19 protein-coding genes are annotated in these 23,848 nt (G+C 57.0%); 14 read left to right on the forward strand and 5 right to left on the reverse strand.

Going from position 1 to position 23,848, the window contains the following annotated elements; translation table 11 throughout:
• Positions 1–354 precede the first annotated feature (354 nt).
• The 14 genes from gyrA to M0746_RS05480 all read left to right on the forward strand — a co-directional run bounded on the left by gyrA (position 355) and on the right by M0746_RS05480 (position 16,604).
• Positions 355–3,129 (forward strand): DNA gyrase subunit A, encoded by a 2,775-nt coding sequence (gyrA, locus tag M0746_RS05415; RefSeq protein ID WP_090285063.1) that lies wholly within the window; start codon positions 355–357, stop codon positions 3,127–3,129.
• A 170-nt stretch (positions 3,130–3,299) separates the two neighbouring features.
• Positions 3,300–4,385 (forward strand): 3-phosphoserine/phosphohydroxythreonine transaminase, encoded by a 1,086-nt coding sequence (gene serC / locus M0746_RS05420; protein ID WP_208940258.1) that lies wholly within the window; start codon positions 3,300–3,302, stop codon positions 4,383–4,385.
• Positions 4,385–5,479 (forward strand): prephenate dehydratase, encoded by a 1,095-nt coding sequence (pheA, locus tag M0746_RS05425; RefSeq protein ID WP_016770924.1) that lies wholly within the window; start codon positions 4,385–4,387, stop codon positions 5,477–5,479. Before serC ends, pheA begins: the two co-directional genes overlap by 1 nt.
• A gap of 12 nt (positions 5,480–5,491) precedes the next feature.
• Complete coding sequence (hisC, locus tag M0746_RS05430) at positions 5,492–6,604, forward strand: histidinol-phosphate transaminase (RefSeq protein WP_258448427.1); 1,113 nt, start codon at positions 5,492–5,494, stop codon at positions 6,602–6,604.
• A 28-nt stretch (positions 6,605–6,632) separates the two neighbouring features.
• Positions 6,633–8,840, forward strand: a complete 2,208-nt coding sequence (locus M0746_RS05435; protein WP_258451441.1) for a bifunctional prephenate dehydrogenase/3-phosphoshikimate 1-carboxyvinyltransferase — start codon at positions 6,633–6,635, stop codon at positions 8,838–8,840.
• On the forward strand, positions 8,837–9,526 hold the full coding sequence (gene cmk / locus M0746_RS05440; RefSeq protein WP_203418935.1) for a (d)CMP kinase: 690 nt from the start codon (positions 8,837–8,839) through the stop codon (positions 9,524–9,526). Before M0746_RS05435 ends, cmk begins: the two co-directional genes overlap by 4 nt.
• A gap of 119 nt (positions 9,527–9,645) precedes the next feature.
• Positions 9,646–11,331, forward strand: coding sequence for a 30S ribosomal protein S1 (gene rpsA / locus M0746_RS05445; protein ID WP_258448428.1), 1,686 nt, complete (start codon positions 9,646–9,648; stop codon positions 11,329–11,331).
• Between the two features lie 193 nt (positions 11,332–11,524).
• A complete protein-coding gene (locus tag M0746_RS05450; RefSeq protein ID WP_258448429.1) occupies positions 11,525–11,803 on the forward strand; it encodes a hypothetical protein in 279 nt (92 codons plus the stop codon).
• A 153-nt stretch (positions 11,804–11,956) separates the two neighbouring features.
• Positions 11,957–12,253 (forward strand): integration host factor subunit beta, encoded by a 297-nt coding sequence (gene ihfB, locus M0746_RS05455; protein ID WP_007950920.1) that lies wholly within the window; start codon positions 11,957–11,959, stop codon positions 12,251–12,253.
• A 30-nt stretch (positions 12,254–12,283) separates the two neighbouring features.
• Positions 12,284–12,523: a lipopolysaccharide assembly protein LapA domain-containing protein gene (locus tag M0746_RS05460; RefSeq protein WP_073472358.1), complete on the forward strand. Its 240-nt coding sequence runs from the start codon at positions 12,284–12,286 to the stop codon at positions 12,521–12,523.
• Between the two features lie 223 nt (positions 12,524–12,746).
• Positions 12,747–13,823, forward strand: a complete 1,077-nt coding sequence (rfbB, locus tag M0746_RS05465; RefSeq protein WP_258448430.1) for a dTDP-glucose 4,6-dehydratase — start codon at positions 12,747–12,749, stop codon at positions 13,821–13,823.
• Positions 13,820–14,713, forward strand: a complete 894-nt coding sequence (gene rfbD, locus M0746_RS05470) for a dTDP-4-dehydrorhamnose reductase (protein ID WP_258448431.1) — start codon at positions 13,820–13,822, stop codon at positions 14,711–14,713. Before rfbB ends, rfbD begins: the two co-directional genes overlap by 4 nt.
• Entirely contained in the window at positions 14,710–15,600 is an 891-nt protein-coding gene (rfbA, locus tag M0746_RS05475) for a glucose-1-phosphate thymidylyltransferase RfbA (RefSeq protein ID WP_258448432.1), read from the forward strand. Before rfbD ends, rfbA begins: the two co-directional genes overlap by 4 nt.
• A gap of 29 nt (positions 15,601–15,629) precedes the next feature.
• A complete protein-coding gene (locus tag M0746_RS05480) occupies positions 15,630–16,604 on the forward strand; it encodes a glycosyltransferase (RefSeq protein ID WP_258448433.1) in 975 nt (324 codons plus the stop codon).
• Positions 16,605–17,055: 451 nt separating this feature from the next.
• Here the strand turns inward: M0746_RS05480 and M0746_RS05485 are convergent, their stop codons facing one another.
• From M0746_RS05485 to M0746_RS05505, 5 genes are read right to left on the reverse strand one after another with little or no spacing between them, the layout of a single operon-like run.
• Positions 17,056–19,014, reverse strand: coding sequence for a hypothetical protein (locus M0746_RS05485; protein ID WP_258448434.1), 1,959 nt, complete (start codon positions 19,012–19,014; stop codon positions 17,056–17,058).
• 38 nt (positions 19,015–19,052) lie between these two features.
• Positions 19,053–20,018, reverse strand: coding sequence for a lysylphosphatidylglycerol synthase transmembrane domain-containing protein (locus M0746_RS05490; protein ID WP_258448435.1), 966 nt, complete (start codon positions 20,016–20,018; stop codon positions 19,053–19,055).
• Positions 20,015–20,755: an SDR family oxidoreductase gene (locus M0746_RS05495; RefSeq protein WP_258448436.1), complete on the reverse strand. Its 741-nt coding sequence runs from the start codon at positions 20,753–20,755 to the stop codon at positions 20,015–20,017. The genes M0746_RS05490 and M0746_RS05495 overlap by 4 nt, the downstream gene beginning before the upstream one ends.
• Positions 20,752–22,065: an FAD-binding oxidoreductase gene (locus tag M0746_RS05500; RefSeq protein WP_258448437.1), complete on the reverse strand. Its 1,314-nt coding sequence runs from the start codon at positions 22,063–22,065 to the stop codon at positions 20,752–20,754. Before M0746_RS05500 ends, M0746_RS05495 begins: the two co-directional genes overlap by 4 nt.
• Positions 22,062–23,519, reverse strand: coding sequence for a UbiA family prenyltransferase (locus M0746_RS05505; protein ID WP_446731316.1), 1,458 nt, complete (start codon positions 23,517–23,519; stop codon positions 22,062–22,064). Before M0746_RS05505 ends, M0746_RS05500 begins: the two co-directional genes overlap by 4 nt.
• Positions 23,520–23,848: the final 329 nt, after the last annotated feature.

Raw genomic sequence — 23,848 nt, forward strand, 5'->3', positions numbered from 1 at the left:
AACCTGTGGAAGCTGGCTTGCCAGCGATGAGGGCCTGAATGTCAATAAACAACTGTAAATCTGCCCCGAATTTCACATTCAAAGAAGCTCTGAGCCTCTCTCGTCCCCCTCAAGCCTGTCACCGGTCAACTAACTATGCTCCATGCGCATCTGGGGGATAGGTGCGTGGCGGCTGTTGTGATAACATCCAGCGTTTTCCGAGGCAGCTTCACGGAGCTGTCTTTACTGCGCAAATCCGCGATCCAATGCTGATTTGTCGTAAGTCGGCGCATGGCCCCCGGCCTGCCCCGACGAGCTTCGTTGCTCCCACATGGATATGACGAAGTTTCACCAGAAAAAGGAATCAGGCTTCTCATGGGCGAACTGGCCAAAGAAATCCTCCCGGTCAATATCGAAGACGAGCTGAAACAGTCCTACCTCGACTACGCAATGAGCGTAATCGTCGGCCGAGCACTGCCGGACGCGCGCGATGGCCTCAAGCCCGTGCACCGTCGCGTGCTGTTCGCGATGAGCGAGCTGGGCAACGACTTCAACAAGCCGTACAAGAAATCTGCCCGTGTCGTCGGCGACGTGATCGGTAAGTATCACCCGCACGGTGACACCGCCGTGTACGACACCATTGTTCGTATGGCCCAGCCGTTCTCCCTGCGTTACCTGCTGGTCGACGGCCAGGGCAACTTCGGTTCGGTCGACGGCGACAACGCCGCCGCCATGCGATACACCGAAGTGCGCATGACCAAGCTGGCGCACGAGCTGCTGGCCGACCTGCACAAGGAAACCGTGGACTGGGTGCCGAACTACGACGGCACCGAACTGATCCCGGCGGTCATGCCGACCCGCGTACCGAACCTGCTGGTCAACGGTTCCAGCGGTATCGCCGTGGGCATGGCGACCAACATCCCGCCGCACAACCTCGGTGAAGTCATCGACGGTTGCCTGGCGCTCATCGACAACCCCGAGCTGACCGTCGACGAGCTGATGCAATACATTCCCGGTCCGGACTTCCCGACCGCGGCGATCATCAACGGTCGCGCCGGCATCATCGAAGCCTATCGCACCGGTCGCGGGCGCATTTACATGCGTGCCCGCTCGATCATCGAAGACATCGACAAGGTCGGTGGCCGTCAGCAGATCGTCATCACCGAACTCCCTTACCAGCTGAACAAGGCGCGTCTGATCGAGAAGATCGCCGAGCTGGTCAAAGAGAAGAAGCTCGAAGGCATCACCGAACTGCGCGACGAGTCCGACAAGGACGGTATGCGCGTCGTGATCGAACTGCGTCGCGGCGAAGTGCCTGAGGTGATCCTCAACAACCTCTATGCCCAGACCCAGCTGCAATCGGTATTCGGCATCAACATCGTAGCGCTGATCGACGGCCGCCCACGCATCCTTAACCTCAAGGATCTGCTCGAGGCCTTCGTTCGTCACCGTCGCGAAGTCGTCACCCGCCGTACCGTGTTCGAGCTGCGCAAGGCCCGCGAGCGTGGTCACATTCTCGAAGGCCAGGCAGTAGCCCTGTCGAACATCGACCCGGTGATTGCCCTGATCAAGGCTTCGCCGACGCCGTCGGAAGCCAAGGAAGCGCTGGTCAGCACGCCGTGGGAATCCTCGGCGGTGGTGGCGATGGTTGAACGCGCCGGTGCCGATTCGTGCCGTCCGGAAAACCTCGATCCGCAATACGGTCTGCGCGAAGGCAAATACTTCCTGTCGCCGGAACAGGCGCAAGCCATTCTCGAACTGCGCCTGCACCGTCTGACCGGTCTGGAACACGAGAAGCTGCTGGCCGAGTATCAAGAGATCCTCAACCAGATCGGCGAGCTGATCCGCATCCTCAACAGCGCCGTGCGCCTGATGGAAGTGATCCGCGAAGAACTGGAAGTGATCCGCGCCGAATACGGCGATCAGCGCCGCACCGAAATCCTCGATGCGCGTCTCGACCTGACCCTGGGCGACATGATCCCGGAAGAAGAGCGCGTGGTGACCATTTCCCACGGTGGCTATGCCAAGACCCAGCCATTGGCGGCGTATCAGGCGCAGCGTCGTGGCGGCAAAGGCAAGTCGGCCACCGGTGTCAAGGATGAGGACTACATCGCTCACCTGCTGGTTGCCAACAGCCACACCACGCTGCTGCTGTTTTCCAGCAAGGGCAAGGTGTACTGGCTCAAGACCTACGAGATCCCGGAAGCGTCCCGCGCCGCCCGTGGTCGTCCGCTGGTCAACCTGCTGCCGCTGAGCGAAGGCGAATACATCACCACCATGCTGCCGGTCGATCTCGAAGCCATGAAGCGTCAGGCTGATGAAGAAGAAGCCGAAGGCGTCGAGGCTGATGTAGAAGAGATCGAAAACAGCAACGAAACCGACGAAGAGCGTCGTGCCCGTATCAAGGCTGCCGATCGCAAGAAAGCGCCGTTCATCTTCATGTCGACCGCCAACGGTACCGTGAAGAAGACCCCGCTGGTGGCCTTCAGCCGTCAGCGCAGCGTTGGTTTGATCGCGCTGGAGCTGGACGAAGGCGACATCCTGATCTCTGCGGCCATTACCGATGGCGAACAGGAAATCATGCTGTTCTCCGACGGCGGCAAGGTCACGCGCTTCAAGGAATCCGAAGTTCGCGCCATGGGCCGTACCGCTCGCGGTGTGCGCGGCATGCGTCTGCCAGAAGGGCAGAAGCTGATTTCCATGCTGATCCCGGAAGAAGGCAGTCAGATCCTCACCGCTTCCGAGCGCGGCTACGGCAAGCGCACGGCGATCACCGAGTTCCCTGAGTACAAGCGTGGCGGTCAGGGCGTTATCGCCATGGTCAGCAACGAGCGTAACGGCCGTCTGGTCGGCGCAGTACAGGTGCAGGACGGTGAAGAAATCATGCTGATTTCCGATCAGGGCACTCTGGTGCGTACCCGTGTCGACGAAGTATCGAGCCTGGGCCGTAACACTCAAGGTGTGACGCTGATCAAGCTGGCCAAGGATGAAACCCTGGTCGGTCTGGAGCGGGTTCAGGAGCCTTCGGAAATCGAAGGTGAAGAGCTCGAAGGTGAAGAGGGCGAGGAATTCGAGGGCACCGTCGGTATCGACGAGGCCGCAGATGACCAGCAACTCGACGCCGCAGCTGACGAAGAGCCGCAAGAATAAGCGGACAAACGAGGGGGGCGGATGAAAATTCGCCCCCTTGTTATTTGTCCGGTATGAATTTTTGCAACACTGCGATGATCGTTCCCACGCTCTGCGTGGGAATGCCGCTGGGAACGATCACCTGCATACCAAAAGATTTAAATGACCACCAGATCAGAGCGAGATTGGATGTGAGCAAGCGAGCCTATAACTTCTGCGCCGGTCCTGCGGCGTTGCCTGAAGCTGTTCTGCAGCGCGCCCAGGGTGAACTCCTTGATTGGCATGGCAAGGGTCTGTCGGTCATGGAAATGAGCCATCGCAGCGATGAGTTCGTGTCCATCGCGACCCAGGCCGAGCAGGATCTGCGTGACCTGCTGAATATCCCGTCGAACTACAAAGTGCTGTTCCTGCAAGGCGGCGCCAGCCAGCAATTCGCGCAGATTCCGTTGAATCTGCTGCCTGAAGGCGGCTCGGCCGACTACATCGACACCGGTATCTGGTCGCAGAAAGCCATCGAAGAAGCTTCGCGCTACGGTCACGTCAATGTGGCTGCCACCGCCAAGCCTTACGACTATTTCGCCATTCCCGGCCAGAACGAGTGGAACCTGTCGAAAGACGCCGCTTACGTTCACTACGCGCCGAACGAAACCATCGGCGGTCTGGAATTCCAGTGGATTCCGCAAACCGGTGACGTGCCGCTGGTGGCCGACATGTCTTCGGACATCCTCTCGCGTCCGGTCGATATCTCGCGTTTCGGCATGATCTACGCCGGCGCGCAGAAGAACATCGGTCCGAGCGGCATCGTCGTCAACATCATCCGCGAAGACCTGCTCGGCAAGGCCCGCGCGCTGTGCCCGACCATGCTCAACTACAAGGTCGCGGCCGATAACGGCTCGATGTACAACACCCCGCCGACCCTGGCCTGGTACCTCTCCGGTCTGGTGTTCCAGTGGCTGAAAGAGCAGGGCGGCGTCGAAGCGATCGCCAGACTGAACGACGTCAAGCAGCGCACCCTGTACGACTTCATCGACGCCAGCGGCCTCTACAGCAACCCGATCAACAAGTCGGATCGCTCGTGGATGAACGTGCCGTTCCGTCTGGCCGATGACCGTCTGGACAAGCCGTTCCTCGCCGGCGCCGACGAGCGCGGTCTGCTCAACCTCAAGGGTCACCGCTCGGTGGGTGGCATGCGCGCCTCCATCTATAACGCCGTCGACATCAATGCGGTCAACGCGCTGGTGGCCTACATGGCGGAATTCGAGAAGGAACACGGCTGATGTCCGAGCAAGAACTCAAGGCACTGCGCGTACGCATCGACGCTCTGGACACCAAGGTCCTGGAGCTGATCAGTGAGCGTGCGCGTTGCGCCCAGGAAGTTGCGCGCGTGAAGATGGCCTCGCTGGCTGAAGGCGAAGTGCCGGTGTTCTATCGTCCCGAGCGCGAAGCTCAGGTGCTCAAGCGGGTGATGGAGCGCAATCAGGGCCCGCTGGGCAACGAAGAGATGGCGCGACTGTTCCGCGAAATCATGTCGTCGTGCCTGGCGCTGGAGCAGCCGCTGAAAGTGGCATATCTCGGCCCGGAAGGCACCTTCACCCAGGCGGCAGCGATGAAGCATTTCGGCCACGCGGTGATCAGCAAACCGATGGCGGCGATCGATGAAGTGTTCCGCGAAGTGGCGGCCGGTGCGGTGAATTTTGGCGTGGTCCCGGTGGAAAACTCCACCGAAGGCGCGGTCAACCACACCCTCGACAGCTTCCTTGAACACGACATGGTGATCTGCGGCGAAGTCGAGCTGCGCATCCACCATCACCTGTTGGTCGGCGAAAACACCAAGACCGACAGCATCAGCCGCATCTATTCCCACGCGCAGTCGCTGGCCCAGTGCCGCAAGTGGCTGGACGCGCATTACCCGAATGTCGAGCGCGTCGCGGTGTCGAGCAACGCCGAAGCGGCCAAGCGGGTCAAGGGCGAGTGGAATTCGGCGGCGATTGCCGGCGACATGGCGGCGGGCCTGTATGGTCTGACGCGACTGGCCGAGAAGATCGAGGATCGCCCGGACAACTCCACGCGCTTCCTGATGATCGGTAACCAGGAAGTGCCGCCGACCGGCGACGACAAGACGTCGATCATCGTGTCGATGAGCAACAAGCCCGGCGCGCTGCACGAGCTGCTGGTACCGTTCCACGACAACGGCATCGATCTGACCCGCATCGAAACCCGTCCGTCGCGCAGCGGCAAATGGACGTATGTGTTCTTCATCGACTTCGTCGGCCACCATCGCGATCCGTTGATCAAGGGTGTGCTGGAGAAGATCAGTCAGGAAGCGGTAGCACTCAAAGTGCTGGGTTCCTACCCGAAAGCAGTTCTCTAAGGGCGGTAGCAAATGAGTGGCAACTTCCTCGCTCTGGCACAGCCGGGCGTGCAACAACTTTCGCCGTACGTTCCGGGCAAGCCTGTGGACGAACTGGCGCGCGAGCTGGATCTGGATCCGGCGAACATCGTCAAACTGGCGAGCAATGAAAACCCGCTGGGTGCCAGTCCCAAGGCGCTGGCGGCGATCCGCGAAGAGCTGGCCGAGCTGACCCGCTATCCGGACGGTAACGGTTTCGCCCTGAAGTCTCTGCTCGCCGAGCAATGCCGCGTCGAGCTGAATCAGGTCACTTTGGGCAACGGCTCCAACGACATTCTTGAGCTGGTCGCGCGCGCCTATCTGGCGCCGGGCCTGAATGCCGTGTTCGGTGAGCACGCGTTTGCGGTGTATCCGATCGCCACTCAGGCGGTCGGCGCACAAGCCAAGGTAGTGCCGGCCAAGGAATGGGGGCACGACCTGCCCGCCATGCTCGCGGCCATCGACGCGAATACGCGTGTGGTGTTCATCGCCAACCCGAACAACCCGACCGGCACCTGGTTCGGCGCCGAGGCGCTGGACGAGTTTCTACAGGACGTGCCGGAACATGTGCTGGTGGTGCTCGACGAGGCTTACATCGAATATGCCGAAGGCAGCGATTTGCCGGACGGCCTCGATTTCCTCGCGGCTTATCCGAATCTGCTGGTGTCGCGCACGTTCTCCAAGGCCTACGGTCTGGCGGCGCTGCGCGTCGGCTACGCACTGTCCACCCCGGTGGTGGCTGACGTGCTGAACCGTGTGCGCCAGCCGTTCAACGTCAACAGCCTCGCCCTGGCGGCCGCCTGTGCCGCGTTGAAGGACGAGGAATATCTGGCGCAAAGCCGTCAGCTCAACGAGGCGGGCATGCAGCAGTTGCAAACCGGTTTCCGTGAGTTGGGCCTGAGCTGGATCGAGTCCAAGGGTAATTTCATCTGCGTCGACCTCGCTCAGGTCGCGGCCCCGGTGTTTCAGGGCTTGTTGCGCGAGGGTGTGATCGTGCGCCCGGTGGCCAACTACGGCATGCCGAACCACCTGCGGGTGACCATCGGTCTGCCGGCGGAAAACAGCCGCTTCCTCGAAGCGCTGCGCAAGGTTCTGGCTCGTGGTTGATGTCACTGCGTTGCAACCTGCTGCACCTATGATCGGTCGCCTTGTGGTGGTCGGTCTGGGGTTGATCGGTGGTTCGTTTGCCAAAGGCTTGCGTGAAAGCGGTGTGTGCCGCGAAGTGGTCGGCGTCGATCTCGACCCGCAGTCGCGCAAGCTGGCGGTGGAGTTGGGAGTGGTCGATCGCTGCGAAGACGACTTGGCCGCTGCGTGTCAGGGCGCCGATGTGATTCAGTTGGCGGTGCCGATTCTGGCCATGGAAAAACTGCTCGCGCGTTTGGCGGGCATGGATCTGGGGCAGGCGATTCTGACCGATGTCGGCAGCGCCAAAGGCAATGTCGTGCGTGCGGCAACCGAGGCGTTCGGCGGCATGCCGGGGCGCTTTGTGCCGGGGCATCCGATTGCCGGATCCGAGCAGAGCGGGGTGGAGGCGTCCAACGGCGAGTTGTTCCGTCGTCATAAAGTGATCCTCACGCCACTTGAGCAGACCGATCCTGCCGCGCTGGCGGTGGTTGATCGCCTTTGGCGCGAATTGGGTGCCGACGTCGAGCACATGCAGGTCGAGCGTCACGACGAAGTGCTGGCGGCGACCAGTCATCTGCCGCACCTGCTGGCCTTCGGTCTGGTCGATTCGTTGGCCAAGCGCAATGAAAATCTGGAGATCTTCCGTTACGCTGCCGGTGGTTTTCGCGATTTCACAAGAATCGCCGGAAGCGACCCGGTGATGTGGCACGACATCTTTCTCGCCAATCGCGAGGCTGTCCTGCGCACACTTGATACATTTCGCAGCGACCTCGACGCCTTGCGCGACGCGGTCGATGCAGGGGATGGGCACCAATTGTTGGGCGTTTTCACGCGCGCCCGGGTTGCCCGCGAGCATTTCAGTAAAATCCTGGCCCGCAGGGCCTATGTGGACGCTATGAATTCCAACGATCTGATCTTCCTGGCTCAACCTGGTGGCCGCCTGTCCGGTCGGATTCGCGTACCGGGTGACAAATCGATTTCCCACCGTTCGATCATGCTCGGCTCGCTGGCCGAAGGCGTCACCGAAGTCGAAGGTTTCCTCGAGGGCGAAGACGCCCTGGCAACCTTGCAGGCGTTCCGCGACATGGGCGTGGTCATCGAAGGCCCGCACCACGGCCGCGTGACCATCCACGGTGTCGGCCTGCACGGCTTGAAGCCCGCGCCGGGCCCGATCTACCTGGGCAACTCCGGCACCTCGATGCGTCTGCTGTCCGGCCTGCTGGCGGCGCAGAACTTCGACAGCACCCTGACGGGTGACGCGTCGCTGTCCAAACGTCCGATGAACCGCGTGGCCAATCCACTGCGGGAAATGGGCGCAGTGATTGAAACCGCAGCAGAAGGTCGTCCACCGATGACCATTCGCGGCGGCCACAAGCTCAAAGGCCTGACCTACACGATGCCGATGGCCAGTGCTCAGGTGAAATCCTGCCTGTTGCTCGCCGGTCTGTATGCCGAGGGCAAAACCACCGTCACCGAACCGGCGCCGACCCGTGACCACACCGAGCGCATGCTGCGCGGTTTCGGTTACCCGGTGAACGTCGACGGCGCTACTGCCTCGGTTGAATCCGGTGGCAAGCTGACCGCAACCCATATCGAAGTGCCGGGCGACATCTCGTCGTCGGCGTTCTTCCTGGTGGCGGCATCGATTGCCGAGGGTTCCGAATTGGTGCTCGAACATGTCGGCATCAATCCGACCCGTACGGGTGTCATCGACATCCTGCGTCTGATGGGCGCGGACATCACCCTGGAAAATCAGCGTGAAGTCGGCGGCGAGCCTGTGGCTGACCTGCGCGTGCGCGCGGCGAAACTCAAAGGCATCGAGATTCCGGAAGAGCTGGTGCCGTTGGCCATCGACGAATTCCCGGTGCTGTTCGTGGCGGCGGCCTGTGCCGAAGGGCGCACCGTACTGACCGGCGCTGAAGAGCTGCGCGTCAAGGAATCCGATCGCATTCAGGTGATGGCTGACGGCCTGTTGGCGCTGGGCGTAAAATGCCAGCCAACTCCGGACGGCATCATCATCGACGGCGGCCAGATCGGCGGCGGTGAAGTGCACGGTCACGGCGATCACCGCATCGCCATGGCCTTCAGCGTTGCCTCGTTGCGCGCCACTGCACCGATCCGCATCCATGATTGCGCCAACGTTGCGACGTCGTTCCCCAACTTCCTCGCGCTGTGCGGGCAAGTCGGTATTCGTGTGGCACAAGAGGCTCAGTCGTGAAAAACATTGCACCGGTCATCACCATCGATGGGCCAAGCGGCTCCGGCAAAGGCACGGTCGCCGGGATTCTGGCCAAGCGTCTGGGCTGGAACCTGCTGGATTCCGGTGCGCTTTACCGTTTGCTCGCTTTCGCTGCGCACAACCATGGCGTTGACCTGACCAATGAAGAGTTGCTCAAGCAACTTGCCGCTCATCTGGATGTGCAATTCATCGCGGCGACCGAAGGTCAGTTGCAGCGGATCATTCTGGAAGGTGACGAAGTCAGCGATGTCATCCGTACCGAAAGCGTCGGTTCCGGCGCCTCGCAGGTAGCTGCGCTGCCCGCCGTGCGCGAGGCGCTGCTGCAACGCCAGCGTGCATTCCAGGAAGCGCCGGGTCTGGTGGCCGATGGTCGCGACATGGGTACGGTGGTTTTTCCCGATGCACCGCTGAAGATTTTCCTGACCGCCAGCGCCGAGGAGCGGGCGCGCCGTCGATATTTGCAGTTGAAGGGTAAAGTCGAGGGTGTTAGTCTGTCGAGTCTGCTAGATGAGATCCGTGCACGCGATGAGCGTGACACCCAGCGCGCAGTAGCCCCGCTCAAGCCGGCGGCCGACGCGATTCAGCTGGACTCCACGGAGCTTTCCATCGATCAGGTGCTTGAACGCATCATGAGCGAGATCGCCATTCGCGATATCGCCGGGTGACCAAGAGGGTCGCAGGGGACCAGTCATAGTCCTGCGGTGCTTCTTTTAAATGAAACTAACCCACACCGTCTGGGGTGTGGAGATGGGCGTTTACTTCGCCCTCATCTACAGGAATTAAAATGAGCGAAAGCTTTGCGGAACTCTTTGAAGAAAGCCTGAAAACCCTGAACCTTCAGGCAGGCTCCATCATCACCGGTGTTATCGTTGATATCGATTACCAGGCTCGCTGGGTAACCGTTCACGCTGGTCTGAAGTCTGAAGCACTCATCCCGCTTGAGCAGTTCTACAACGATGCTGGCGAACTGAACATCAACGTTGGTGATGAAGTTCACGTTGCTCTGGATTCGGTTGAAGACGGCTTTGGCGAAACCAAGCTGTCCCGTGAAAAAGCCAAGCGCGCTGAATGCTGGATCGTTCTGGAAGCAGCCTTCGCAGCCGAGGAAGTGGTCAAGGGCGTTATCAACGGTAAGGTTAAAGGCGGCTTCACTGTCGACGTTAACGGCATCCGTGCGTTCCTGCCAGGTTCCCTGGTTGACGTCCGTCCAGTGCGCGACACCACGCACCTGGAAGGCAAAGAGCTGGAATTCAAGGTCATCAAGCTGGACCAGAAGCGCAACAACGTTGTCGTTTCCCGTCGCAGCGTCCTCGAAGCCGAGAACTCCGCCGAGCGTGAAGCTCTGCTGGAATCCCTGCAGGAAGGCCAGCAAGTCAAAGGTATCGTCAAAAACCTCACCGATTACGGCGCATTCGTCGATCTGGGTGGCGTGGACGGCCTGCTGCACATCACCGACATGGCCTGGAAGCGCATCAAGCATCCTTCCGAGATCGTCAACGTTGGTGACGAAATCGACGTCAAGGTTCTGAAATACGATCGCGAACGCAACCGTGTTTCCCTGGGCCTGAAGCAACTGGGCGAAGATCCATGGGTTGCTATCAAAGCCCGTTACCCAGAAGGCACTCGCGTTACCGCTCGCGTAACCAACCTGACCGACTACGGCTGCTTCGCTGAGCTGGAAGAAGGCGTTGAAGGTCTGGTACACGTTTCGGAAATGGACTGGACCAACAAGAACATCCACCCTTCGAAAGTCGTACAAGTCGGCGACGAAGTGGAAGTCATGGTTCTGGACATCGACGAAGAGCGTCGTCGTATCTCCCTGGGCATCAAGCAGTGCAAGTCGAACCCATGGGAAGACTTCTCTGGCCAGTTCAACAAGGGCGACAAGATCTCCGGCACCATCAAGTCGATCACCGATTTCGGTATCTTCATTGGTCTGGACGGCGGCATCGACGGTCTGGTTCACCTGTCCGACATCTCCTGGAACGAAGTGGGCGAAGAAGCCGTACGTCGTTTCAAGAAGGGCGACGAGCTGGACACCGTCATCCTGTCGGTTGACCCGGAGCGCGAGCGCATCTCCCTGGGCATCAAGCAACTGGAAAGCGATCCGTTCTCCGAGTACGTCTCGGTTAACGACAAGGGCGCTATCGTGACCGGTACCGTGAAAGAAGTTGACGCCAAAGGCGCCATCATCGTTCTGGCCGACGACATCGAAGCTACCCTGAAAGCCTCCGAAATCAGTCGTGACCGCGTTGAAGACGCGCGCAACGTTCTGAAAGAAGGCCAGGAAGTTGAAGCCAAGATCATCAGCGTTGATCGCAAGAGCCGCGTAATCCAGCTCTCGATCAAGTCGAAAGACGATGCTGAAGAGAAAGAAGCTATCCAGAGCCTGAAAGAAGGTGAAGCTGCTGCTCCTGCCGATACCACTATGGCGGCACTGCTGCGTCAAGCAATGGCCAAACAGAACTAAGTTCTGCTTGATCATGAAAAAGGGCGACTTCGGTCGCCCTTTTTGTGCCTGCAATTTGCTCTTTGTACGTTCGTGCATGAAACCAACGCCGTCGCCCGCGGGTCTGTTTCTTTAATCGGATCAAGCGCCTATTCACGACTAAGCTTGGCCTTAAGCGTGTAGTCGTCGGGCATGGCCTGGCATAAGGAAGTGGATGAACAAGTTTATCGTATTGATAGCAGTGCTGACGCTAGTCGGGTGTACCACTAGTGCAAAGACTCATGCAGTGCGCGGCGTCAGCGGTATCGAAGTCGACTGCTCCGGCTTGGGTTCCGGTTGGGAGAAGTGCCAGAAGCGCGCGGCGAAGGAGTGCAAGGGCGCCGGCTACAAGGTTGTCACAAGGTCCGATGATGCCAAGGAGGAGGATGAATATCCGTTTGGCTTCAACCCGGCGGGCTATCTGACGCGGACCATGCTGGTGATCTGTCGTTGATAACGCAGCGATCCAGATGGTCGATCGGATGCCCTGAAAATGGGCATTTCGACGCTAGGAAAGATATGTCAATCCCTGGGCTGTTCAAATTCTTCCGGGCATGCTAAAACCTTTCAAGCGCTGATCTAGCTGCTTGAAAAAGAAGGGAAAAATATGACGAAGTCGGAGTTGATCGAACGAATTGTCACCCATCAAGGGCTACTCTCATCCAAGGATGTGGAGCTGGCCATCAAGACCATGCTTGAACAAATGTCCCAATGCCTCGCCACCGGTGATCGTATCGAGATCCGTGGATTTGGCAGCTTCTCCCTACACTACCGCGCGCCTCGCGTGGGCCGTAATCCGAAGACCGGTCAGTCGGTCAGCCTGGACGGTAAATTCGTTCCGCACTTCAAGCCGGGCAAGGAATTGCGTGACCGCGTGAACGAGGAAGAGGAGGAGGGCGCTTGATCGTCGCTATACAAATTCGAGGGGGCGTGAATGCGTAATCTTAAACGCATACTGCTTGGCGTTTTTCTTCTGCTGATGGTTCTGATCGTGCTGGCGTTTGTGCTGGAGAATCAGCAATCGGTTTCGCTTTTGTTTCTGGGTTTTTCTGGCCCCCAACTGCCGGTGTCGGTGGTGGCCGTGTTGGCGCTGCTGATCGGCATGCTAATCGGCCCTGTACTGGGCTGGTTTCTGGGACGTTCGTCCAGAGCTGCACGCAAGCGATTGGTCTGAAAACGACAGGCGCACGGCATCTGTCGAATTTGCGCCTCAGCCTGTCTTTATCCATTAGTAAAACCATCATTAAGCTGTAAAATGCGTCCCTTGTTCGATCGTGCCGTATTGCAGGTCGATTCAGACTGACTCTGACGGATGCCAACTGAAATTGGCCTCTGCATTCATGGATTAGACCGCGCTCGCTGGCAGCGCTGTCCGCAGCTCAAGGGTATCGTTTCGCGTGAAAATTCTAGTTACCGGCGGCGCCGGCTTCATTGGCTCGGCAGTTATCCGTCACATCATCTCCAATACTTCCGATGCGGTGGTCAACGTCGACAAGCTGACATACGCCGGTAATCTGGAGTCCCTGGCAGAAGTCAGCCAGAATTCGCGTTACGCCTTCGAGCGTGTCGACATCTGCGATCGTGACCAGATCGACCGCGTCCTGCGTGAACACCAACCCGATGCAATCATGCACCTGGCCGCAGAATCCCACGTCGATCGCTCGATCTCCGGCCCGTCCGAGTTCATCCAGACCAACATAATCGGCACCTACACGCTGCTCGAAGCCGCGCGGCACTACTGGGCTGCTCTGGACGACACCCGCAAAGCCAACTTCCGCTTCCACCACATTTCGACTGACGAAGTTTACGGAGACCTCGAAGGTCCGGAAGACCTCTTCACCGAAACCACGCCTTACCAGCCAAGCTCGCCATATTCGGCCAGCAAAGCCAGCTCCGACCATCTGGTTCGCGCCTGGGCCCGCACTTACGGTCTGCCAACCCTGGTGACCAACTGCTCGAACAACTACGGCCCCTGCCATTTCCCAGAGAAGTTGATCCCACTGATCATTCTCAATGCGCTGGAAGGCAAACCGCTGCCGGTGTACGGCAAGGGCAATCAGGTTCGCGATTGGCTGTATGTCGAAGATCACGCGCGCGCGTTGTACAAAGTCGTCACCGAAGGCGTCATTGGCGAGACTTACAACATTGGCGGTCATAACGAAAAACAGAACATCGAAGTAGTGCATACCCTGTGTGCGTTGCTCGATGAATTGCGTCCGGATTCGGCACACCGTCCGCATGCGAGCCTGATCACTTATGTTCAGGATCGTCCCGGGCATGATGTGCGTTATGCGATCGACGCGAGCAAGATTCAACGTGAACTGGGCTGGACTCCGCAAGAGACTTTCGAGACTGGTATTCGCAAGACTGTTGAGTGGTATCTGAATAACACTGAGTGGGTTGAGCACGTGAAGAGCGGCAGCTACCAGCAGTGGATTGATCAGAACTATGCGGATCGCTCGAACAAAGCATGAAGATCCTTCTGCTGGGTAAGAACGGACAGGTAGGTTGGGAGCTGCAGCGCTCTCTCGAGCCGCTTGGTCAGCTAATTGCGCTGGATCGCCAATCAGTCGATGGGCTGTGTGGTGATCTGTCTGATCTGGCTGCCGTGCGATCAACAATCCAGCGGGTCAAGCCCGATGTCATCGTCAATGCTGCTGCCTACACCGCAGTCGACAGGGCGGAGTCAGAAACTGAGCTGGCCTTCGCTGTGAATGCCAAAGCGATTCAGGTTCTGGCTGATGAGGCGGCGGCTCTGAATGCATGGCTGATTCACTATTCAACCGATTATGTCTTCAATGGTACTGGTTCCGTTCCATGGCTGGAGACGGATGCTGTCGGCCCGGTGAATCAGTACGGTGCGAGTAAGCTGGCAGGCGAGCAGGCGATCATTGCGTCGGGCTGCAAGCATCTGATCTTCCGGACCAGTTGGGTCTACGCAGCGCGCGGCAACAACTTCGCCAAGACGATGTTGCGGCTGGCAAAGGACCGGGAAACGCTGAATGTTATCGCGGACCAGATCGGAGCTCCGACAGGGGCTGATCTGATAGCGGATGTAAGCGCTTTGGCCATTCGCCAGGCGTTGCAGCAGCCGGAGCTTTCAGGTGTTTATCACTTGGCGGCCAGCGGCGAAGTGTCTTGGCATGGGTATGCGGCTCATGTCATTGCATTCGCTCAGGCCAATGGGGAAAAACTTGCAGTAACGGCCGTCAATCCAATCGACACGACTGCTTACCCGACTCCTGCGCAACGGCCCCTGAACTCACGTCTTGATACCCAGAAGTTACGTGCCAAATTTTATCTACACTTGCCGGATTGGCAAAGTGGTGTGAACCGAATGCTTAGGGAAGTTCTGAACAAATGACCACGACAAATCGTAAAGGCATCATCCTCGCTGGTGGTTCGGGTACACGCCTGCACCCGCTGACCCTTGGCGTCTCCAAGCAGATGCTGCCGATCTACGACAAACCGATGATCTTCTATCCGCTGTCCGTGTTGATGCTGGCGGGGATGCGCGAAATCCTGATCATCTCCACTCCGGAAGATTTGCCTTGTTTTCGCAAATTGCTAGGTGATGGCAGCGTTTACGGGATCAAGCTGACCTATGCAGAACAACCTAGTCCCGACGGTCTGGCCCAGGCATTCATCATCGGTGAAGAGTTCATTGGCAAAGATCCTTGCTGCCTGATTCTTGGTGACAATATCTTCTACGGTCAGCACTTCTCGGACAATTTGCGTTCCGCGAGCACTCAGCAGACAGGCGCTACGGTCTTCGGTTATCACGTGTCTGATCCAGAGCGTTTCGGTGTTGTCGAATTCGACGAAACGGGCCGTGCTCTGAGTATTGAAGAAAAACCGCTCAAGCCAAAATCCAATTACGCCGTGACCGGGCTGTACTTCTACGATAACGATGTCGTCGAGATCGCGAAGGGCGTCAAGCCATCTGAGCGTGGTGAGCTGGAAATTACTGACGTCAACCGTGCGTACCTTGAAAGAAAGACGCTGAGTGTTGAAATGCTCGGTCGTGGATTTGCCTGGCTCGATACAGGCACGCACGATTCGCTGCTTGAGGCCAGTCACTTCGTACACACCATCGAACAGCGTCAGGGCCTCAAGGTGGCTTGCCTGGAAGAGATCGCATACCACAACGGCTGGATCACTGCTGAGCAACTCGGTGCCCAAGCCGATGCGCTGAAGAAGACTGGTTATGGCCAGTACTTGCAGAAACTCTTGGAGCCAACTAATCGCTGAAAATGGCGATTTGATGCAAAGGATGTTTCGTGAGTGCTCGCCAAAACCATACGCCGGTAAAACCTCGAATCGCTGTTTTGCTGGCGGCCTACAACGGTGTGCACTGGCTAGAAGAACAGATTGAGTCAATTCGCCGCCAGACGGCGGTGGATGTGACGATTTACATCAGTGTCGATCCATCCACTGATGGTACCGAGCAGTGGTGCGCCGCGAGTGCTGCGAAGTACTCCGACATAGTTCTTCTGCCTGTCTCCGAGGTGTTCGGAGGCGCTGCTCGCAACTTTTTCCGCCTGATTCGTGACGTCAATTTTGTAGGCTATGACTACATAGCGTTTTCTGATCAGGATGATATCTGGGATACGGACAAGCTCGAACATTCTGTCCGGATGCTGCAGAGCCATGGCGTTGATGCGTATTCGAGTAATGTCACTGCATTTTGGCCTAGTGGCAAAACGCTTCTGTTGGACAAGGCGCAGTCTCAGGTGGAGTGGGATTATCTATTTGAGGCCGCTGGTCCCGGCTGTACGTATCTGATGAGCCGCAAAGTCGCCGACCCGTTGAAGGCATTAATGCTTCAGACTTGGGAGAGGCTTCAATCTGTGTCGCTGCACGATTGGTATGTCTATGCCTTTGCGCGCAGTGGGGGATATAAATGGTTTATCGACTCTCGCTCAACGTTGCGTTATCGCCAGCATGAGAGGAATCAGGTCGGCGCTAACACCGGAATAAAGTCGCTTGTTTCGCGGTACAAAAGCATTAACAACGGATGGTGGTTCTCTCAAGTCAAACTCATCGCATCGCTGGTTGGTTTGGATGTGCACCCCTTTGTTTTGCAATGGCGGGTGTTGGGCAGGCTGCAACTTCTATCGCTTTCAATGAGTGCCTTGAAGTGTCGGCGCCGGGCGCGTGACAAGTTTTTATTCTTCTGTGTTTGCTGGATCAATGCAGCAATGTGGCAGCCTATACAGTGTGCTGATAGCACTATCACCGCTGCGAAAAAGTAAGGTTCAACGAGGCGTCTCTCGCATGAGTGATAGCCTGTCTGTCAGGTGCGAGGCAACGTCTATCAAGCCTTGGGATGTGTCAGTTGCCTAATACTCTGAAAGCGCTATCTCCCTCTCTTCATTTATCGATAAAAATGGATGCGACCTCATCAGTTCAATGATGGGCTCGCGCCTGCGTGCCCGGCCGAGGAAAGATCTGATGCGTTTCCAGGATGAATGGGTTGCTACCGAAACACTGTGGTAGCCCAGAATGAAAAATCCTCGATAGATGCATTTCCACCTATCGAGGATTCTTGGGAAGTGAGGTCACTGCAGCGTGCTGTCAGTGCCTTGAAGCCTTGTTTTGGCAGCGGAGGTTATCAGGTCAGCTGATAACCTCTCGATGGCGTGTTTTTCCACTCACACCCGAAATTGATCCTGTTTCAAAAACGGAGAATTTCTGGATGCCTCTTTAATAGCTTGCCGACAGATCAACCCAGTTGTTGTTGGACATTCCGTTGTTATCTACGGAGAACCTGTAAGGTCGGCCCTGTGAGTAAGGAAGGTCGACAGACAGCGAAGTCCCCACTTTGATAACGCTTCTTTCCTTGAAAATCTTGCCATCCAGATAGATCGTTACGCCGGCAGTCGCTCCACCACTGGCCACTGCGCTGTCGGGAACGCCTTTGGAGATAGCGACCACTACTGGCAGTGTTTTGCCGGGGCTGGTGATGAGGCTCGACACTTCCAGATTAAAGGAGGTCGGTGTGTCCCCGGGATGCACAAACAATGTCTGGCGCTCGGTGTTTTGGCGGACGATGCCGTATTTGTCTCCAAGCACCGGATCACTGACATACTGCCCAATAGGCAGCAGGTTCGAGGTGTTCTTGCGATAGAGTTTAGCGCCGCGGCCGAGAAGTTTCGTCCAGAAATCCGCATCGAACTCGCCCACGAAGTCATAATTCATGATGATTTCAGGGATGGTGCAGGCACTGTAAGAGCTGCCCCAGCTACATACGATGTATTTCGGATTGTATGTTCGATTTGTATAAGTTTTATCGCCTTTCAGCAATGCAGTAGCGACGCCCGGACTAATAAGCCCAAGTTCATCCACAATCGTGAATTTTGGACCCAGTTGCATGCCAAAGGAGCCCGGTTCGGCCATTTCGATAACCGTGCCATTGGGCTCTGCTTTTTTGAGGTATTGCGCAATGTCGTAATAGGCTTTGGTGTGTGGGTTCACGTTTTCGCTGGTTAGCCAGAACTTGATATGCGCAATGTTGGCCACCAGCAGGACTGCCGCGCACAATGCAATGAACAGGGCGGGTTTGGCATTGGTTGTCTGGGTTTCATTGTTCTTGCCGGCCAGTGCACAGAAGCCGCAAAAAGCGATAATCATCAACGAAAATACGGCCGGGATGCCATACCATCTCCAGAACGTTACGTTGATGGAAATGTAAAAACCGATGCTGATGACCAGAAATACCAGCCAGCATGTCCCGATAAAGAAATGTTGTTTCTCGATGAATGCCGTTGGGGCCGGTTTTTTCGAGCTGAACAGATTTATTCCGAAAAGAACAACACCTACTGAAATCGCTACACCAGCGATCCAGTTGATACTGCTGGATACATAACCAAGGATGCTTTTAAGGTTGTAGGTCGGGAAACCGCCAATAAGTATTTGCGCTTTTTTTGCATCCATTGTTCCCGGTGATATGCGCCCGTAGTAACTATAAAGGAACAACAACCATGGGATTGCAATCAGGAAAAAGCCACACGCAAACTGAATCAGTTGTTTGTTGGTGAGCGCGCGTCGTAGGCCAAGATTGTTGAACAGCATGTAGGCGCAGCAAATGATCGGTGCGAAAAGCACCGCATCGGGCCTGAAGGTAGTCGCAATGGCTACAATGATTCCCGCCGCAAGCATTTTTTCATAGCTGGCGAGGACAACGCCTACAAAAGCAAGCGCGAGGAACGCGTAGGTTTCATGGCCTGCGACCTCATTGAACGAATAAGCGGTGAACAGGGAGACTGCCAACCCCAGCGTCATTAGTGCAGACGTGGCAGGCGAGCTGCGTCTGGCAGAGATACAAAAAGCGAACAGTGACGTGATGAGCAACGCCAGGGTAGAGATCGCAACCGAAATATTTTGAGTCGACAAATCAAGATGAAGGGTCGACGCAAGTTTGTTGAATGTGGCCAGAACGATTGCGTAACCTGCTGCCGTGGTGCCGTAGTACTTTTCCCCAACGTTAAAAGCCAGTCCGTCACCCTGTGACAGGTGGAAGGCATAACGATAGGTAATGAAAGAGTCATCGACAGAGTAATTCTGATTTCGTAAGTAGTACGCAACCGCCATTGCGATCAATAGTCCGATGACTATGATCGCGCTAATAAGGCCTTTGCGCGCTAATTGCCCCTGACCGCCCATGATGAATCGCTCCTGAAAGAAGTCGTTGAATTAATAAATTATGTTTTTTGGGTGGGAAGTTCGGTCCGATTCCTGGTGGTCAGGAATAATGCACCGACTCCCACAGCGAACCACAAGGTGGCTAGCCGAATGAGCACTGTTGCAGCGACAGCATCGGAGCCGGGCATGCCCTTCCACACGAGCAAGGCGACCATCACTGCTTCAGCGCCTCCCAGACCGCCAGGCATGAAGCTGAGGGCTCCGGCAAGCATGGAAACCGAATACACGAATATGGCAAAAGTCAGCGGTATTTCCGCCCCCATTGCATTGAGTATCCAATAGAAGGCGAACGCTTCTGCGCCCCAGGCCATCACGGTCAGCAGAGTGGCGAACAGCAGCGTCAGTGGTCGGTGACACAACTGTGCCTCTAGCAGGACATTAAGCAGATGACGGGCAAGTGCTTTAAGGTTGCCGCCTTCGCGAGGGAGCTTTTGTGCCAGGTACACAATGAGCTTGCGCTGCGACAAGCCGGTAAAGACCACACCGACCAGTACGACCCCCGCGATAATCAATGGAAGCGCTTGCGGGTAAAGTGTCAGGCCGAACAGTGCAAGCAGCACTACGGCAAACAGGTCGTTGAGCCGTTCACTGAAGAATGCCGCAAAGCTCTTCGCATAGGGCACGCCCAAAGGTTTAAGCAGTACGCCACGCATGGCTTCACCCGCTTTCCCGGGGGTCGTGGTCAGGGCAAAGCCGGACAGGTAGATTTTCAGGCTCGGACGCCAGGGCACCGGATGGCCGAGCGCCTTGAGGTAAATCTGCCACCTGAGAAACCGTATGGCGTAGTTCAGCGAAGACATCGACAGCGCCAGGGTGACGCCCATTAAACCGACTTGGGCGACGGCATTGACGACTGCCTCCCATCCGCCCCACAAGGAAAACCCCAGATAGCCCAGCGCAGATGCGACGATCGACAGAACGACTGCTCTATATCTCCAGCCTGATAGATAAATGCCCTCGCTCAAAGATTCAGCCTCTTGAAGACTGCCTGAGGCACGCATCGGATAATCAGCATGATCAGTGCCCAGAACCCGGGGGTGTAGAGGACGGCAGTCTTGCGTTCGATACCAGCGACGATGCTCTTGGCCACCTGTTCGGGTTTGGCTACGAGCGCAGCAGGCAGCGGTAACCCTTGAGTCATCGGGGTATCCACAAAGCCGGGTTTGATGGTGATCAGATGTACGCCAACTTTGAACAGGCGCGCTCTGAGGCCTTCGCAAAAACTCGAGACCGCAGCCTTGGCCGCACCGTACAGATAGTTGGACGGACGTCCGCGATCACCGGCAACCGAAGAAATGACAGCCAGCGTACCGCAGCGTTGGCGTTCAAACTGATTGGCCAGTAGGGTCAAAAGAGCGATTACGGATGTGCCGTTGTTAGCAAACTCCTTGAGCGCCACATCGACATCCTGCTCGCAGACTTTCTGGTCTGGCAGCGTGCCGTGGGCGATCAGGGAGATGTCGATCTGGTGCAGCGCAGCAAGGCAGCTGTCGATCATCGCAGGATGCGCGTTGAAGTCGTTGGCATCCATGATGTGAATAGTGACGGATTTTGCACCACGGGCACTCAGGTCTGCACGGGTCTGTTCCAGCTTTTCTTCGCTGCGCGCGACCAGGAAAAACTCGCAGCCCTGGGCTGCCCAGATTCTGGCACACGCAGTAGCAATGGCCGATGTGGCTCCAACAATCAAAACTCGTTTCATTTTGTCACTCGTTTCCAGAAGCGGGACATCAGGGAGGGATCGCGAAGGGCTTCCAGTCGCTCCCAGGTGGGATAGGCTTGACGAAAATCTTTCCCGCTCATATGCGCATCCTTGGCCGGATAGAGTCGTCCACCCGCTTCGTGCACGATGGCATCGAGGCGTGCGAACAGGGCGGCCAAGTGTTTGTTTTGAGGGAAGTCCAGGGCGAGCGAGGTTCCCGGGATCGGGAAGGACAGCAAGCCTGGCGAAGTGATTTCCCCGCAACGCTTGAGCACGGCCAGAAAGGAACCTTGGCCTGATTGTGCGATAGCGCTGAGAAGTTCGCGAATGGCGACCTCTGCCACTGGCTGAGGTATCACGCATTGGTACTGCTGGAAGCCCCGGCGACCATAGATCCGGTTCCAGTGATCAATTCGATCAAGCGGATAAAAGAAGGGTTCGTAATTCACCCGTTTGCGCGTCTGTGTGGCGGGATGCACTCGCCAGTACGCTTCATTGAACGTATGTAACGAAAGTTTGTTGATCAACGAAATCGGAGGTGTGATCGGCACGAACAACCTGCTGCGCTCTTCGACGGTTTGAGCGCCATATTCCGCATGATCACCCACAAAAAATACGCCACGACCGGCTTGCGCACCTTTGGCCAGACAGTCAATCCAGGCGACGCTGTACTCGTGCTGGTGGTCCAGTTCCGTGGACAAGGCGAAAAAATCCGCCAGATTGTCAAAACGTACCGCGCTGCTGTCGATCTGACAGGACTTGATCGGTATCAATTGGATCTCGGCCCAGATGATCACCCCTGTCAGACCCAGGCCAGCGATGGTGGCAGCGAACATTTCGGGAGCTTCGACCGGCGAACAGGTCAGCAGATTCTGATCATGACGTTGCAAACCCAAACGTCGCACATGATTGCCGAAGGTGCCGCGCACATGATGGTTCTTGCCGTGCACGTCATTGGCAATCGCGCCCCCCAGCGTAGCGAACTGAGTGCCCGGTGTTACTGGCAGAAACCAGCCCCGCGGGATGGCAACGGCGAGGATCTCGGCGAGCGTGATGCCTGCTTCTGCTGTCACCACACCCCGTTGCCAATCGACTTCGATAAAGCGATTCAAGGTCCGCATGTGTAGTACGTGATCGCTGTCGGCCAGACAGCTATCGCCATAGCTACGGCCATTGCCGTATGCCAGGGTGCTACCGAACTCGGAATTCAGGCAGTCCAGTTGCTGAGGTACTTCGCTTTTCCAGGTGCAGCCGTGAGCGGTCTGTGGGGCCGCAGGATAGAGGCCCCAGGAAAACAGCGGTGCACTCATGATGCAGCCCAGAACACGAGGCAGAACAGCGCCCCTACCACCAGGCTGATTCGGTCGCGTACGGCAAATACAACAGGGTCATCGTGCATTTGTCCGCGATGGGTGAGCATCCAGATCCGTGTAATCCAGAACAGCAACAACGGGCACGCCAGCCAGATCAGTTGGGGCCGGGCATAGAGTGCGACGGTACCCTGATCATGGATATACAGCGCAAGTACCATCACAGCGAGGTAGCCGGATGCGGCGCCCAAGGATGAAATCATCTCCAGGTCGTCGGGGTAATAACCGCGGCCGCGGGTTTTCTCCGTATGCCCCTTGCGTCGGGCTTCGCGCAACTCGGCATAACGCTTGACCAGCGCGAGGCTCAGGAACATGAACATCGAAAACGCCAGCATCCAGAAGGTCAGCTCCAGGTTCAGGGCCGCGGCGCCGGCAATAATCCGGATTGTATACAGCAATGCCAGCGCAATGACGTCAATGGCCATTTGCCGTTTCAGTGACAATGAGTACGCAAGCGTGAGTATGTAATAGGCTGCCAGTACGCCACAAAACTCCAAGGGGAGTAATAGCGTCGCACCTGTGAAAGCGGTGATCAATAAAAGAGGAAACGCGAACAGTCCGAACTTTATGGACAGTCGTCCCGACGCGAACGGGCGATGACGTTTGGAGTGGTGATGGCGGTCGTCCGCCAAGTCCAGCAGGTCGTTGAGCAGGTAAACGCTGGAAGCGCACAGGCCGAAAAGCAGGAACGCTATAAGGCTCTGCCAGAGCATGTTCAAATTGGTCAACTGATGCGCAGCCAGCATCGGAGCAAGAATCAACAGGTTCTTCATCCATTGATGCAGGCGCAGTGCTTTGGTCCAGTCCTTGATGGCCGACGGTGCGGTGCGAATGACTTGTTCGACATTACCCTGAGCTCTCGCTTGACGCTCGACGCCGGACTCCGGATCGACCACGTAGGCCATTCGTGCCGCGGCCCAGACGGAGATATCGTCATGGGAGTTGCCGATATAGTCGAAGCCTTGCACGCCATAATGCTCGACCAGCAGATCTCGCTTGCGGTGGGACGACAGATTGGTCTTTTCGTCGGACGCCAGCACGCTGTCGAACAAATCAAGATGCTCGGCAATGCGCTCGGCCAATGAGTGATGGCTTGCAGTTGCCAACACTACCGAACGACCTGCACTGCGGGCGGTTTCGATCAGCGCGATAACTTCCCGATTGTATGGAAGAACGTTGACATCGATATGAGTCGCATTGGCCAGCTTTGATTTCAGCGTGGCTTTGCCGTTGGCCAACCATTTGAATGGCTTGAGCAATTGCAGTGGGTGACTGCGCAAGAAGGCCATACCGGTTTCGAGCAACAGATCGGAGCGCAACAGAGTGCCGTCGAGGTCAACGACAAGGGGTGGAGCTGAGCCGGTCACGAGGGTTCTTCCCTGAGTGCTGGCCAGCATTAAGGCTTGTCCCAGCGTAGTGAGTCGAGGAGAACAGCGCCGCTGGGCGACAATCAATCAGTAAGGCCAGCGGGTATTCATTAAGCGCGCGAACATAGCACGAACAGAGCTTTTTTCATGGGTTGAAGGGTACTCCAGATTTTTTCTGCCCTTCGTCGGGTCTCGGTCTCATCTGTAAATGCTTGTGCGTTTTCGGCTGTTTTCCATTGCGGGAAGCTTCCTCGCGAATCCATTCAGGACGACTTGATTGCGCGACCAGGAGCTCCTGCGGTGATCTAATCAAGCGCGCACCCGTTCAGGAACGGGTACTTGCAAGATCGAGGCGT

Source organism: Pseudomonas sp. S11P7, assembly GCF_023195435.1.
Classification (GTDB): Bacteria; Pseudomonadota; Gammaproteobacteria; order Pseudomonadales; family Pseudomonadaceae; genus Aquipseudomonas; species Aquipseudomonas fluorescens_G.

Coding starts and splice junctions, on each gene's coding strand:
- rfbA (WP_258448432.1), top strand. CDS start 14,710: ATGACCACGACAAATCGTAAAGGCATCATCCTCGCTGGTGGTTCGGGT.
- hisC (WP_258448427.1), top strand. CDS start 5,492: ATGAGTGGCAACTTCCTCGCTCTGGCACAGCCGGGCGTGCAACAACTT.
- rfbD (WP_258448431.1), top strand. CDS start 13,820: ATGAAGATCCTTCTGCTGGGTAAGAACGGACAGGTAGGTTGGGAGCTG.
- M0746_RS05485 (WP_258448434.1), bottom strand. CDS start 19,014: ATGGGCGGTCAGGGGCAATTAGCGCGCAAAGGCCTTATTAGCGCGATC.
- M0746_RS05500 (WP_258448437.1), bottom strand. CDS start 22,065: ATGAGTGCACCGCTGTTTTCCTGGGGCCTCTATCCTGCGGCCCCACAG.
- gyrA (WP_090285063.1), top strand. CDS start 355: ATGGGCGAACTGGCCAAAGAAATCCTCCCGGTCAATATCGAAGACGAG.
- M0746_RS05435 (WP_258451441.1), top strand. CDS start 6,633: ATGATCGGTCGCCTTGTGGTGGTCGGTCTGGGGTTGATCGGTGGTTCG.
- M0746_RS05495 (WP_258448436.1), bottom strand. CDS start 20,755: ATGAAACGAGTTTTGATTGTTGGAGCCACATCGGCCATTGCTACTGCG.
- M0746_RS05450 (WP_258448429.1), top strand. CDS start 11,525: ATGAACAAGTTTATCGTATTGATAGCAGTGCTGACGCTAGTCGGGTGT.
- rpsA (WP_258448428.1), top strand. CDS start 9,646: ATGAGCGAAAGCTTTGCGGAACTCTTTGAAGAAAGCCTGAAAACCCTG.
- pheA (WP_016770924.1), top strand. CDS start 4,385: ATGTCCGAGCAAGAACTCAAGGCACTGCGCGTACGCATCGACGCTCTG.
- ihfB (WP_007950920.1), top strand. CDS start 11,957: ATGACGAAGTCGGAGTTGATCGAACGAATTGTCACCCATCAAGGGCTA.
- M0746_RS05460 (WP_073472358.1), top strand. CDS start 12,284: ATGCGTAATCTTAAACGCATACTGCTTGGCGTTTTTCTTCTGCTGATG.